Source organism: Candidatus Paceibacterota bacterium (assembly GCA_035438625.1).
Classification (GTDB): Bacteria; Patescibacteriota; Minisyncoccia; order Phycocordibacterales; family DAORIS01; genus DAORIS01.
The window spans coordinates 1-13,099 of the sequence record DAORIS010000006.1 but is presented as its reverse complement, the minus strand read 5'-3'; the positions used below and the strand labels follow the sequence as shown (position 1 = coordinate 13,099).

The 13,099-nt window shown below is 39.3% G+C and carries 12 protein-coding genes; 3 read left to right on the top strand and 9 right to left on the bottom strand.

The window, feature by feature from the left end; translation table 11 throughout:
- Positions 1-14 precede the first annotated feature (14 nt).
- A complete protein-coding gene (locus tag PLF31_02785; GenBank protein ID HRH26371.1) occupies positions 15-2,306 on the top strand; it encodes a transglycosylase domain-containing protein in 2,292 nt (763 codons plus the stop codon).
- A 9-nt stretch (positions 2,307-2,315) separates the two neighbouring features.
- Here the strand turns inward: PLF31_02785 and PLF31_02780 are convergent, their stop codons facing one another.
- From PLF31_02780 to dnaA, 3 genes are all read right to left on the bottom strand, one after another.
- A complete protein-coding gene (locus PLF31_02780) occupies positions 2,316-2,567 on the bottom strand; it encodes a hypothetical protein (protein ID HRH26370.1) in 252 nt (83 codons plus the stop codon).
- Between the two features lie 34 nt (positions 2,568-2,601).
- Positions 2,602-3,696 (bottom strand): DNA polymerase III subunit beta, encoded by a 1,095-nt coding sequence (gene dnaN / locus PLF31_02775; protein HRH26369.1) that lies wholly within the window; start codon positions 3,694-3,696, stop codon positions 2,602-2,604.
- Positions 3,697-4,025: 329 nt separating this feature from the next.
- Positions 4,026-5,414 (bottom strand): chromosomal replication initiator protein DnaA, encoded by a 1,389-nt coding sequence (gene dnaA, locus PLF31_02770; protein ID HRH26368.1) that lies wholly within the window; start codon positions 5,412-5,414, stop codon positions 4,026-4,028.
- Positions 5,415-5,536: 122 nt separating this feature from the next.
- Here dnaA and rpmH point away from each other — a divergent pair, with 122 nt between their 5' ends.
- The gene (gene rpmH, locus PLF31_02765) at positions 5,537-5,671 is read left to right on the top strand and encodes a 50S ribosomal protein L34 (protein HRH26367.1); all 135 of its coding nucleotides are present in this window, start codon (positions 5,537-5,539) and stop codon (positions 5,669-5,671) included.
- Between the two features lie 344 nt (positions 5,672-6,015).
- Positions 6,016-6,756 carry a YidC/Oxa1 family membrane protein insertase gene (locus PLF31_02760; protein ID HRH26366.1) on the top strand — a complete coding sequence of 247 codons (741 nt, stop codon included), beginning with the start codon at positions 6,016-6,018 and terminating at the stop codon, positions 6,754-6,756.
- On the opposite strand, the gene PLF31_02755 is transcribed toward PLF31_02760, so the two are convergent.
- Genes PLF31_02755 through PLF31_02730 form a run of 6 tightly spaced genes read right to left on the bottom strand, consistent with a single transcriptional unit; the run spans position 6,740 to position 13,049 of the window.
- Entirely contained in the window at positions 6,740-7,978 is a 1,239-nt protein-coding gene (locus PLF31_02755) for a hypothetical protein (GenBank protein ID HRH26365.1), read from the bottom strand. The genes PLF31_02760 and PLF31_02755 overlap by 17 nt on opposite strands.
- Positions 7,979-7,987: 9 nt before the next feature.
- Positions 7,988-9,010 (bottom strand): hypothetical protein, encoded by a 1,023-nt coding sequence (locus tag PLF31_02750; GenBank protein HRH26364.1) that lies wholly within the window; start codon positions 9,008-9,010, stop codon positions 7,988-7,990.
- The gene (locus PLF31_02745; GenBank protein HRH26363.1) at positions 9,003-10,007 is read right to left on the bottom strand and encodes a hypothetical protein; all 1,005 of its coding nucleotides are present in this window, start codon (positions 10,005-10,007) and stop codon (positions 9,003-9,005) included. Before PLF31_02745 ends, PLF31_02750 begins: the two co-directional genes overlap by 8 nt.
- Complete coding sequence (locus PLF31_02740; GenBank protein ID HRH26362.1) at positions 9,979-10,569, bottom strand: hypothetical protein; 591 nt, start codon at positions 10,567-10,569, stop codon at positions 9,979-9,981. The genes PLF31_02745 and PLF31_02740 overlap by 29 nt, the downstream gene beginning before the upstream one ends.
- Entirely contained in the window at positions 10,569-12,386 is a 1,818-nt protein-coding gene (locus PLF31_02735) for a DUF87 domain-containing protein (protein HRH26361.1), read from the bottom strand. Before PLF31_02735 ends, PLF31_02740 begins: the two co-directional genes overlap by 1 nt.
- 9 nt (positions 12,387-12,395) lie before the next feature.
- Positions 12,396-13,049, bottom strand: coding sequence for a hypothetical protein (locus tag PLF31_02730; GenBank protein HRH26360.1), 654 nt, complete (start codon positions 13,047-13,049; stop codon positions 12,396-12,398).
- Between the last annotated feature and the right edge of the window lie 50 nt (positions 13,050-13,099).

Here is a 13,099-nt window from a genome sequence, read left to right as displayed (position 1 = left end):
ACGTTACCTAACTTGTGAATAGGCCTTGGTACATTGGAGCCTGGCGGAACACTAAGCGATTTCTTCGCCGTGTTTCCTGGAAAAACCTGATTTTTATCGGACTTTCTGTTATGGCGATTGGTGCAGGACTATGTTTCCTGTGGCTTTCTACCCTTACCCTCCCCAATATTGAGTCGTTCAATGAACGCCGTATTGGTGTATCTACAAAGATCTACGACAACACAGGAAAGATCGTACTATTCGATCTAAACCAAAATACCCGCCGAACTGTTGTTAAAAACGAAGAAATTTCAAAATTCGTCAAAGATGCAACTATCGCCATTGAAGACGAGAACTTCTATAACCACCACGGTATTGAACCTCTTTCTATTCTCCGAGCTGTATTTGTAAACATCATTAATCTTGGGTACGAACAAGGAGGTTCAACAATCACTCAACAGGTTGTAAAAAACGCACTACTCACTACAGACAAGAAAATATCCCGAAAGGTTAAAGAATGGTTCCTTGCACCAAACCTCGAGAGAATCATGTCTAAAGATGAGATTTTAAACATCTATCTCAATGAAAACCCATACGGCAGTAATATTTACGGAATCGAGGAAGCGAGCCAGGCTTTTTTTGGAAAGACTGCATTAAGTGTTTCATTAGCTGAAGCAGCATATCTCGCTGCCCTTCCCCAAGCCCCAACATATTATTCTCCGTACGGAAACCACAAAGAAGACTTGGACTCTCGAAAAAACCTTGTACTTTCTCAAATGAAAAAATTAGGAATGATTACTGAAAAAGAATTTGAGTCTGCAAAAGCAGAGGAGGTTGTCTTTTCCCCACAACAATATGTTTCAATCAAAGCCCCTCACTTTGTGATGTATGTAAAAGAGCAACTCGAAGAGACTTATGGAGCAGAGGCACTCGCAACAATGGGACTTAATGTTGTTACAACACTTGATTATGAAATGCAGCAAGAAGCGGAAAGAATTGTTAAAGAGTGGGCATTAAAAAATGACAAAAATGTAAATGCTGAAAATTCCGGTCTTATAGCAATCGATCCTCGGACAGGGGCAATCTTATCTATGGTTGGTTCACGAGATTATTTTGATCCTGCTATTGATGGTAACTTCAATATAACCACCGCACAACGACAACCTGGATCAACCATTAAACCTTTTATTTATGCTTCTGCTTTTCTTAAAGGATACGAACCAGAAACTGTAGTTTTTGATCTACCAACAGAATTTTCTGCTAATTGTAGCCCTCAAAGCGTTCCAGCTACTCCAAATGCAACATGTTACTCTCCAGAAAACTATGATCTTGTATACCAAGGACCAATATCCCTTCGTAGTGGTCTTGCACAATCCAAAAACGTTGTATCTGTAAAAACACTATACCTAGCTGGAATTAAGGATTCTATTCGTGTAGCTAGAGATATGGGACTTACCACCCTCAGTCAAAATGCCGACTATGGATTAACTTTAGTACTTGGAGGTGGTGAAGTTACTCTATTAGATCTTGTAAGTGGGTACAGTGTGTTTGCAAACGAAGGAGTTCGACATGAAAAATTTGCTATTCAAAAAATCACAGACAAACTTGGAAATACTCTTGAAGAGCATGAGTTAGAAGAAAAACGAGTACTTCCTGAAAACATTGCTTTAAAAATTTCAGATATTTTAAGTGATAACAATGCACGATTACCATCATTTAGCCCCACTTCCCCTCTTTATTTCCCAGGACGCAGTGTAGCGGCAAAAACAGGTACTACAAACGATTATCGTGATGTTTGGACAGTTGGATACGTACCAAGCCTTGCAGTGGGCGTCTGGGCCGGAAATAACAACAATGAGCCTATTGGTAAACGTGTTGCTGGTGCTGTTATTAGTCCAATGTGGCACGAATTCATGGAAAAGATGTTTGAAAAAATTCCCGACGAGCCATTTAAGAAACCAATACCGACCGACCCGGGAGAACTCAAACCTGTCATTGCAGGACAATGGATGGTTCCTGTAACTAACCAGGCTCCTATTTTTGATATGGATCCTAATATCCAACCACTACAAAATGGTTCATACCAAATACACGAAATACTCCACTATGTAGATAAAAATGATCCATTAGGTCCTGCTCCACAAAATCCTGCAGCTGACTCTCAATACTACAATTGGGAATACCCTGTTCAAATATGGGCTGGTACAAACCTAAACCAAAACAGTACATCTACAAACCAAAATCCTCCCTTACTCTATGTTCCAATTCCAAGATTTGAACCAGACGAGCCTACAAACAACAATCGTCGTACCAACTCTAGAAACTAATAGCTTCTCTTAGGAGATATTCCAAATATCTGTTCCTTTCGCTCGAAGTGCATCAAGAACTGCTTTTTTTCTAGATAGAATTTTTTGTCGTATTACTGGATGAGTTTTAATAATTAAAACTCCATTTGAAATATAAAAATCTTTTTTTTCCAAGTCTATTAAAAACATCCCTCGGATAGTCTCTGATACTACATTTTTTACTGCTTGATCCTTAGAGAGGATGAAGGTAAATTTTTTGAAATAGTCGGATATTCCTTTCATACCCACCTATTTTACATTTTTCTTTTTCCGAGTGCTACCTATTCATTGGCATCACGATATAGAGGAAGGAATTTTCAGAATTCCCCTTCATAACAAGCCGTCCTTGTGGACTGAGTGATAGTTCAATACTTGATGAAGGAATAATAGGAAGCGCGTCGTTAATATATTTAAAATTAAAGTTAATTTCTGTTGGTTCACCAGACACAGATGCTTCAATATTTGTAACTGACTCCCCTACATCTGCGTTACTTGTTTTAATAGAAAACTTCTTTTCATGTGGATCAAAATTAAAAGTAAGTTTAAAAAATTTATCAGAGAATATTGATACAGACCTAAATGCATTAATTATGTCTTGCTTAAGTGCTAACACCTTAACTTTTGATTCCTTAGGAATAATTTGTCGGTAGTCAGGAAATGATCCATTTACCACTCGAGAGGTTAGATATAACCCTTCCTTAGTGAATGAAATTTGATGAGTATCAACTTTCATATCAACATCTTCTTCAATATCTTCAAGGATTCTAATGATTTCGTTCGCATTCTTCGCTGGAATAAGAACAGACCAATCCTGTATAGGCTTTGAAAGCCCAATTTTCTTCTCTGCTAGTCGGAATGAGTCAGTAGCGACGAATGTCATGTCTCCTTCTCCATAGATGTACACACTGGCCAATTCAGGCTTTATAGAAGATTGAGATGCACAGAAAATAACTGACTTAATTCCTTCAATAATATATTTTGGAGAAATCTTTAAAGAAGATCCATTTTCATGTTTAGGGATTGATGGAAAATCATCTGACGGCATGCATTTAATTGCAGTTTCAGCTTTCTGACTCTGAATCTTTATTGTTCCACCAACCTGAGTGATAGTAATTTTCTTATCCCCTCCTAGAGATGAAATATATGTTGAGAGAATATTTCCAGGGACAGCTACTTTTCCAGGGGTAGTTACCTTTGCAGGGATAGATAACTGGATACCTAGTTCACTGTTTGTAGCAGTTACACAAAGACCACCATCAATTGTTTCAAAGAGGATTGCTGAGAGTATTGGGAGAGATAACCCTTTTCCAGTGACTCGTTCAGCTTTCTGAATAGCACTTAAGAATATCTCCTTGTTCACTTCTATTTCCATAAGGGGAACTATACCATTTTGAACGATTTCACGTACGAAGTCTTAAATTCCCAATCCTATATATGTATTAATTCTTTTTTAAGAAAATACCTTTTGTTGATGATATATACACTGGGGATAAGTGGATAAGGTTAAAAAATAGCCATATAGAGGCCTATAAAAGTAAAATTCTAAAAGAACAACTTGTGGATTACAGGTAAATTTTACCTAATAAGGTATGGATAACATTGGGATAAAAAATTCCTTAAATTAAAAATAAAGAAATCTTAAAAATTATCCGAAGGTGGTACACAGGTTATCCCCAGTGTTATCCACATGCTTTTCCACAACTAATATTGAATGATGGAACGGATACGTTCAATATCACTAATAACTGAAGGGTTAGTTTTAATCTCCTCTTTTATCTTTTCACATGAGTGAATGACGGTTGTGTGATCTCTACCCCCTAACTTCTCCCCTATTGATGGATATGAGACATCAAAATCCTCTCTTAGGATATACATAATCATCTGGCGTGGCTTAACTACTTCCTTTTTTCGTGATTTATCAAAAATATCCTTCTCTTCTACGTCGTAGAATTGAGATACGATACGGATAACGTCTTTTATGGATACGTTTTTCTGAACAGCAGGCTTAGAAGCTGTTTTAATGATGTTTTTAATTTCATGAGGAGCAACTTGTATACCTTTAAGTTGGGTATGCATCATGATTGAGTTAAGAGCACCTTCAAGTTCTCGGATATTCCCCTCTACTACCCTGGCTAACTCCACTACAACCTCTTCAGAGAGTCCAAGGTTATTAATACGTGACTTAGTACGTAAAATTGCACAGCGTGACTCAAAATCAGGCGCAGGAATATCTACTATCATTCCCGCATTGAATCTTGATTTAATACGCTCCTCTAGGTTTTGAATGTATTGAGGGTGTTTATCTGAAGAAAAGATAATTTGTTTATTATTGTCGTAGAAATGGTTAAACAAATGGAATAGTTCCTCCTGACTCTTTTCTTTATTTGAGAAGAACTGCACGTCGTCCATGATTATTACGTCATAGAAGCGATATTTCTCCTTAAATTGCTGACTACGGTTGTTTTGTACAGCCATAATAAAGTCATTGGCAAATCTCTCTGATGTTATATAAAAGATTTTTTTACCAGGATAGAGTTGTTTAAGTCTATTCCCTACTGCTTGGATTAGGTGTGTCTTTCCACGACCTGTGTCTCCATAGATAAAGAGTGGGTTATATGCTCCTCCTGGTTTTGCAATAACTGCAAGAGACGCTGCATGAGCAAGCTCATTAAACGGCCCAACCACAAAGGAATCGAAGGTATACCGAGGGTTTAGGTTATCTTCTTTGTTTACATATAAATCATCGAGCGGTAACTCCCTACTCTTCCCTTGTTGATCTTTTACACTCTCTCTCCGTAGTTGTTCTGCTTGCGCTCGTTTCTCGAGCATCTTTTTCTTCTGTGCATCAGTAATAACATACTCAATACCACGGATGTTATCGTTCACCTCTCGGAGAGCTTTAAGTATTTGTTTATGAAATTTCTCTGAAAGCCACTCGCGAGCAAATACACTTGGTACTCCAACAGAGATTATTCCCTCTTCTTGCTTAACTATAGAAGAATCTTTGAGCCACATGCTGAAATATGGCTTAGACATCGAAGACTTCAGATTTTCCAAAACGGTATTCCAAAGTTGACTGTTGTCTATCATGATCAAAAAGTAATTTGTGTACGTGTATTATAATGCCGCAAAAATTTTAAGATACTTGAAATTTTCTTAAATATATGTTTATACTATGTTTACTAATCGTTAATTAGCTAAAAAGTATCGCGATGTCCCAAACCTACCAACCAAAGAAAAGAAAGAGAAAGACAACTCACGGGTTCCTCGTACGAACTAAGTCAAAAACTGGACGTAATGTGTTGATTCGACGTATGAGAAAAGGTCGAAAGCGCCTTGCTGTATAGCCATATATGCTTCCAAAGACAGAGCGGCTTACTACTAAGGAGCTCGATACCCTCTTTAAGGAAGGAAAACAGCGGAATTTTCCGCTGTTTTTAGTCACTTACGCTCCCTCTTCTCGTTTTTCACTATCTACTCTAACCTCAAAAAAGGTATTCCCCACTGCCGTAGAGAGAAACACTGTTCGTCGAAAAGTCTATAATAACCTTAAATATGTTGAAATCCGTCCTAAAGCTTCTATTGCGCTTGTATGTACTAAGAAAATTATTCAAGCGACGCCGTTAGAATTACGTGACGCGATACATGAAGTGTTCTTGTTTCTAAGTTAATACACCTATACAATTGTCCAATGCTTGAAATTTTACGTCAGATTTTTTATATCCCCCTTTATAACGCGTTCGCATTATTCCTATCAATCCCGTATGTAGATGCAGGTCTCGCAGTTATTTTATTTACGGTGGTTATTCGAGGTATTCTCTACCCTCTTTCAAAGAAGGCACTTCTTTCTCAGATGCGTATTCAAGAGTTACAGCCAGAACTAGCTGAACTTAGAAATAAATATAAAGATAATAAAGAAGAGCAGGCTCGCCGAATGATGGCTCTATATAAGGATAAAAATATTAATCCATTTTCAGGAATCCTATTCTTACTCTTACAGATTCCAATTATCATTTCTCTCTATTACATTTTTTCAAGTGGCGCATTAGCATCTATCAACGCATCACTTTTGTATAGTTTTGTTCCTATTCCTCCAGTTAATGACCACACATTATTTGGAATCATTGATCTAACTGCAAAAAGTATCACAATGGCAGTACTCGCAGGAGTCTCACAGTACTTTGTTGCGTATTTCCAACAACGTAAACAACCACAGAAGCCAAAAGTAGATGGCGCTAAGCGGACATTCCAGGATGACCTCGCCCGCTCTATGTCTTTTCAAATGAAATATGTTTTCCCACTATTGGCAGGTATTTTTGCCCTTAACCTCCCTTCTGTAATTGGTCTCTATTGGACGGTTGGAGCACTATTTAACATCTTCCAAGAAATTCTTCTTAGAAAAGAGAGAGAAAAGTTTACTCCGCAGAGTTAATATTTAATACCCAGAGGGTATTATCATTTTTATTCATGAAACCAACCATGGTTTCATTAGAAGATAGTTGTAATCTAACAGCGTCAATGTCTACACCTGACTGTTCTAGACTCCAGCTGTTAAGTAGGGTGCCAGTTTTCGCGTCTATCTCATCGATATGAGAGTCAACGAACGCTACTTTTCCAAGTAACCAGTCATCTGGGTAACTTGCAGATGGAATCCATCCTGGTCGTGCACAAAGAATTGATAGTCCGTTCTTCTTCCATACACATTTATCAATAAGGGTGGGTCTGGTTAGCGCAAAATCCCTACTCCCTGATCGAATAAGTGTTTGAATGGTATTCCCTACTGTTTTTGAGTATAGAGTTGTTCCAACGGCTGAAACAGGGTTTACAGAAGCAAGTAACCCTAATTGCTTTGTAATTGATGGCTGACGAACTCCTGTTTGAGTATTAATAATGTATGAAGATCCTTCAGTTCCAGCACTTGGCTTTGATGTAAGAAGTATTGATGTGTCGTTAATCCACTCTGCCCACCACTCTGTAAGGGGTGATGTGAATAATACTTTTGCTTTGCTGCCATCTGGGTCTGAGATAAGGGCTGTGTATTTACCACTATCAATACGTGAAAGGAATAATTTTCGAGTGGTAGGAGCTGGAATAGCTTGGAGAAGTCGATTTTCAAGTGAAATAGCATCAACAGATGAAGACGCAATTGTTCCACCTATTGTTTCAATGATATCTGTTTCGTTTAATCTCTGTGAAATAAACTCAGATGCATTCTTATAGAAATATGTGTGATCAAGTGTCGGCATTGTTGTATTTGAAATCTTTTCAACAGTTCGTTGTGTGAATAGGTAGTCTGAAATGTGACCTGTTCCCCTGTCCATGTACCTAACTACTGGTTCGGTGATAGTTATTTTTTCATCATCAATCACTTTAGTTTCAGTTCGTGTGAAGAATGTGTATCCAGTAACAGCTTCTTTTGATACTTGTAAGAGAGTGATTGGTTTACTTGGGTCAGAAAAACTATTGTCATCTCCTGGAAATGCAGGGCCTTGTGGTGACTGGGGTGTTGTGTTCACTCCTCCCCCATCGCTAAAGGGATTCAGGTCAGTGAATGTTTCTTGGAGTGTTCCTTTGTCTGCAAAGAACATAAAATATCCAACAGCACCGATTGCTGCGATGACGAGAACTGTAAATAAGATAATAAATCGTTTCATGTGAGTGTTTTAAAATCCTGTTTGTAGGTATGAGTCATCGAGAGCTTCGCATCCAAAGAATCGAATATTTGATATCTCAGTAATTCGGTCTCCTGCAAATTCTGCCATTCCATATAAATCATTTGGAGCAGTTGCCTGATCAGCTAATTTTCTATTTGCAGTCGTAAGAAGTGTTCCTGGGTTTGTGTATTCGCCTGCACGAAATTCACATACATTTTTAGGAACCCCCGGTGCGTTATATGGTATTTCAACAAACCAGGCTTGTCTTGTCTTGCCACTCTGAGTTTTAAAATCGAAATATACATTTGCAACATACAGTTGTTGCCTATACGCACACATCGCAACCCCTGTTGGGTGCTCTGTTTTCCATTGCGCAACCTGCGCCTCACAAGCGTTATCTGTTACCCATTCTTGCCCCGCTGTAGGAGCCGCTGTTGCAAGTAACATTTCGTAGCTGCTAACCTTTTTGTACTCAAATTTCAATGCTGTACTTCCTCCAGGGGCCTTACATGGTAACCCAGTTTTCAAAAATACACCCTCTGAGGTTGGAATTGCTGATCCTCGAACTGTGTCACACTCAGGAACTTGTGTTGGATCAGTGGGTGCGGTTGATGTAGAGTTTGGTGCGGGTGGAAGGTCTGCTCCAAATTCAAATCGTGTTAGGTATGGGTCAATTGTAAAAAGAATAAGGTAAGCACCAAGAACAAGTAAAAGCCCAAGAATAACGTTTTTTAATCCTTCTTTGGCATCTGATTTAACTGGAAGAATGTCACTTGTTGCGTATTTAAAACCGTTCCAGATAAACATAATTACTGCCAAGACAATCGATAGTGAGATTATAAGTGTATACATTTGTTGGATGTATGGACCAATTCCTTGCTCACTATTATCTCTAATTGATTCTGTTACACCTGGGATACTCCCTGCTAGTGGTACATAGTCGCTGATTTCTATTTCTGTTGCGTGCGCAGTGATTGCTAGTGCACCAAATACTCCTACAGTTAAAACAAACGTATAAATAAATTTAATCATTGAGTTGTACATGTAATGTAGTGTTAGCAAACTGGGCAATTTTTGATGACGACTGAGCGAAGACTCCGATACTTGCTTTACCCTCCCCTTCTTTTCTGAATGTTAAGTTAGGCTTGCCTGTGCTCTGTGAATCTTTTGTTCCGTTAATTGTCCACGCAATAGGTGCTGGTGAAAGATATCTGTTTGGAGTAGAGAAACCAAATGGAAACGCTGCAATTGTAAATTCTTGTTCAGGGAATGTTGGGTTTGTTCCAAGAGCACGATTAAACAATACTCCTTGAGTTGGGCTGTATTGATAGGTCACGATTGAGGCAAGTACTGGAGAGAAAGTCTTACTTGAAAAAGCACGTGTCTTTTTGTCAGATGATTCTGCTTGTACAGAGAGAATAAAACTTTGAGTTAATTCATCTCCTGAAAGAGTGAGTGTATCTAATCCAGCGCCTCTTGCTATTTGTTGTCCGTTTTTCTTCCACTCATACACAATGTTTGTTCCTGAGTACCCTTTCAAATTTGCAACAGCGTGAACAAGGAGATCGGCTTGTGGTGTGTATGGTGCTTTTCCTTTATAAAACGGTGGTGTATATGTCTTTGCTTCCCAGAGCATGTCTACTTCAGCTGGGTTAATGAAAATGCTTTGCGTTGCCCGTTTTGTTCCCTGTACTGCGAGTATTGAAATTGTTTTGGAAACTCCAAGTGCTCCAGCATCAACGGTAAATTGTTTTAACCCTGTTCCTTCTGCAACCCGGGTGCCGTTTACATACCAGCCGATCGCTGAACGATCGAGGTCCATGTAAAAACTTTCTGCAACAATAGTTACCTGCTCCCCTGCTCGTGGAAACTCTGGGGTTGCTGTAAGGTTAATGTTTGCGTTTGGAGTTAATCCTCCAATACTCGGCATTGATTGTGCAAGAGATATTATTGGTGCAACAAGTATGATTCCTAGAGTAAGGAAAAAAGAAAATATTTTCTTATTGTGTTTTTTTAAGATCGAGTACATTAGGAGGTTGCTCCTTATTATATTGCCGATCCCTCAGATTGAGAAGATTTTTAGGCTCTTCTTTGGGGATAGAGTTTCTTTGTTGTGTTGGTGTAAATGAATTATTTGTAGTTTTAATCTCTCGAATAGGTGTACGTGGAGTACTTATTGGTTTAGGTGTAGGAAGCTGTGGAGGTCTTGGTGGTGTTACTGAGCCGATGTTTCCACCTCTTGTTTTTGCTACGGTATTTCTCGCTGCATCAAATACTTTTGCTGCTCTCCAGCCTCTAGATTGGCCAATAGTGTAGAGAATAAAAGGTGTCCAGGCTGGAAAAACCTGAATTACAGGGATTATTTCAACAATAAGTGCTACACCAAACGCATAGGCAGACTTTTTACCTATGTGGTTTGCCAAAAATAACCACGTACCAATTATAAAAATGTAGATTACGTCGAGTACTATCCCTAAAAACACCCCAACAACGAAAAACGTGAGCACTATCTGCAGTGCATCAATAAGAAGTGTAAACAGTATGGCAAGTATTGCCTCTACTATGCTGATTTTATGAACCTCCGTATTCATTACTTAGTATTCTCGCTCGCTTCTAGATCTTGTCTAGCTTTCTTGATTGCCAAAAGCTGAGATGGGTCAGAAGTAATGATTTGATCTTCGGTGTAAGACGCAATAACCTTGATAGCAACGTGTTTTAAGCCTGCAAAGAAGATACCCTCCCCTACTCCTGATTCAAGCAACAGGAACTTTTCTTCGTCTGTAAGATGAAACACCTCTTGAAGGCGATCAATTGAGGTTGGTGACTGTTTTAGAAGTACCTGGATAGACGAGTTGGTGATAATTGGGGTTCCATAAGGGGACTTCAAGAAGTCATCTACGTCTTGGGTGATTGTTGCGATTCCAAGAAAGTATTTTCGTCCTCGCTTTGCAAGTCCGAGCAAGAATGAAGCAGTGTCTTCTGATCGCATCATCCACCATGCCTCGTCAATTACAAGAAGACGGCGTTTAAGGTTTCGTCGAATAGCATTCCAGATGTAGTGAGTAACAATGTACATTGCTACCGGCTTCAACTCCTCTTCCATGTCTCGAAGTGAGAAGACTACAAACTTCTTATTGATATCAACGTTAGATGGTCGGTTGATAAAGCCTGCCCATGTACCACGGGTATATTTTGAAAGGCGTTGTGCAAGTGACTCCCCTCCTTCCATTCCAGCTAGTACTAGTTCGAAGTCAGAAAGAAGCGGTGCTTCTACAGATGAGAAATCTGAATCAGGTGTGATGTCCTTGAGTGCATATGTTTCTGTAATAGCTCGGTCAATGATCGCATCTTCTTCAGGTGTTAGTCCTCCAAGCATGATGCGGAAGAGGCCTACAAGATTAATGATCTGTGAACGAAGTACGCTTGCAGCAGGCTCGTCTTCACTTGGAATTGGAAGATCAAATGGGTTGATGTGGTTGTCGGAGTTAAGTGAGATATTAAAATACCTTCCTCCTGTTGCCTGGGCCATGTACTCGTACTCTCTTTCTGGGTCGATGACGATTACGTCAGTATCAAACATAAGAGAACGCAAGATTTCTAGTTTTGTTGCATATGACTTACCAGAACCAGACTTTGCGAATGTGATTGAGTTGTAGTTTTCAAGTGAGAATCGATCAAAGAGCACAAGACTTGAGTTGTGCCTGTTAATTCCATAGAGAATTCCCTTATCAGATGTAAGGTCAAAGGACACAAAGGGGAAAATGCTCGAAAGAGGGCTGGAATTAAGCTTAGAATGAACTTCTAGGAGATCGTTTTGAAGTGGAATTACCGATTCGAATCCTTGCTGTTGCTGGAAGAGCGCAGGCTTTACGTAGATTAGTTTTGATTCAAGAATTCCACGGATTTCAGTTTCGATTTTGTCGAGCTCGTCTTCTGTTTCTCCGTAGATAGAAATATATAATCCAACATCAAATAGCTTTTCCTGTGCCTGCATCAAATTATCTCGGAGAGATTCGAGGTCTTGGTATGCAATATCTAGTTTTGGATCACGTACGAGACCTTTGTCTTCCCTGGCAGAGATCTGACTCTGTACCTCAGCAACTTTTTTCTGGAACTTTTTAAGAACGTCAGCTGTGTTTATTGGGTGAATGAAAATAGAAACATCAAATACTTTGTCGAGGTTGATGATTGGAGAGAACCAGCTTTCAGTAAGATATCTTGGGTATGAGATGACGAAGAATGTTCGAGCAATTTTCTCCCCCAAAGACAAGCTCTTTGGTGTAACTTTTAACGCTGACGGAGCAATTATGTCTTGTAACTCCAATACTCCAGCCTCATAAATCTGTTGCGGAAGGATTGATTCCGGTGTTCGCTCCTCTTTATTTTTTCCTAGTCCAAATAGTGCCATATGAATATATTATGCTATCTCTCCGCCAGTTGGCATCATTGGCTTTTCAGTCTCGCCTGGATTGAAAATCTTATAAAATAACTCAACTACCTCCTCTGTTCCTAATCGCGCCATTCGTACACCTGTTCGCACGAGTCCTTGCTCAACAACAGCCATACGTTCTTCAAGTTGGCTGCGTGTTTCTTCAAATTGAGTGTTACCAACAGTCTTTACTGTGCTCTTTTTTCCAAACAATGACCCTAAGATACTTCCCTTTTTTGATGTATCGATCATTGAGGGTGCGTATGAGACCACAACGAAGAAGTTTTTGGTCATAATATTTGTTGCTTCCGTAAACTTCTTTACGAATTCAATGTACTCCTTTACTTGGATGCGCATTAAATCATTTGTTTGATCCTTAAGGCGGTCTTCAAGAAGGGCTATGTATGGCCGTATATCGAGTCTTCGTGATTGTACAAAGATCTGGATGGAGAAGTCCAAAGAGTTTAAGAAGTTCTGAAACTGCATGAGGATGGAGCGTTGCTCATCTGCAGACTTAAGGTCAAAGTTAATTGAAGAAGCGAGTAAGATAGCGCGTACTGTACCGTCACGCATGACGATAATGCCATCACGGACCTCTTGAATGGGAACAAATTCTTGCGTAGCTGATGCGCTGATTGCCATACTTTATATATTATACTCTCTTCCTTACCCTACACCTACAGAAACTACAT

What these genes read in the sequence shown, in the direction of transcription:
- PLF31_02780 (HRH26370.1), bottom strand. Translation starts at nt 2,567, where the DNA reads ATGAAAGGAATATCCGACTATTTCAAAAAATTTACCTTCATCCTCTCT.
- dnaN (HRH26369.1), bottom strand. Translation starts at nt 3,696, where the DNA reads ATGGAAATAGAAGTGAACAAGGAGATATTCTTAAGTGCTATTCAGAAA.
- dnaA (HRH26368.1), bottom strand. Translation starts at nt 5,414, where the DNA reads ATGATAGACAACAGTCAACTTTGGAATACCGTTTTGGAAAATCTGAAG.
- rpmH (HRH26367.1), top strand. Translation starts at nt 5,537, where the DNA reads ATGTCCCAAACCTACCAACCAAAGAAAAGAAAGAGAAAGACAACTCAC.
- PLF31_02760 (HRH26366.1), top strand. Translation starts at nt 6,016, where the DNA reads ATGCTTGAAATTTTACGTCAGATTTTTTATATCCCCCTTTATAACGCG.
- PLF31_02755 (HRH26365.1), bottom strand. Translation starts at nt 7,978, where the DNA reads ATGAAACGATTTATTATCTTATTTACAGTTCTCGTCATCGCAGCAATC.
- PLF31_02750 (HRH26364.1), bottom strand. Translation starts at nt 9,010, where the DNA reads ATGATTAAATTTATTTATACGTTTGTTTTAACTGTAGGAGTATTTGGT.
- PLF31_02745 (HRH26363.1), bottom strand. Translation starts at nt 10,007, where the DNA reads ATGTACTCGATCTTAAAAAAACACAATAAGAAAATATTTTCTTTTTTC.
- PLF31_02740 (HRH26362.1), bottom strand. Translation starts at nt 10,569, where the DNA reads ATGAATACGGAGGTTCATAAAATCAGCATAGTAGAGGCAATACTTGCC.
- PLF31_02735 (HRH26361.1), bottom strand. Translation starts at nt 12,386, where the DNA reads ATGGCACTATTTGGACTAGGAAAAAATAAAGAGGAGCGAACACCGGAA.
- PLF31_02730 (HRH26360.1), bottom strand. Translation starts at nt 13,049, where the DNA reads ATGGCAATCAGCGCATCAGCTACGCAAGAATTTGTTCCCATTCAAGAG.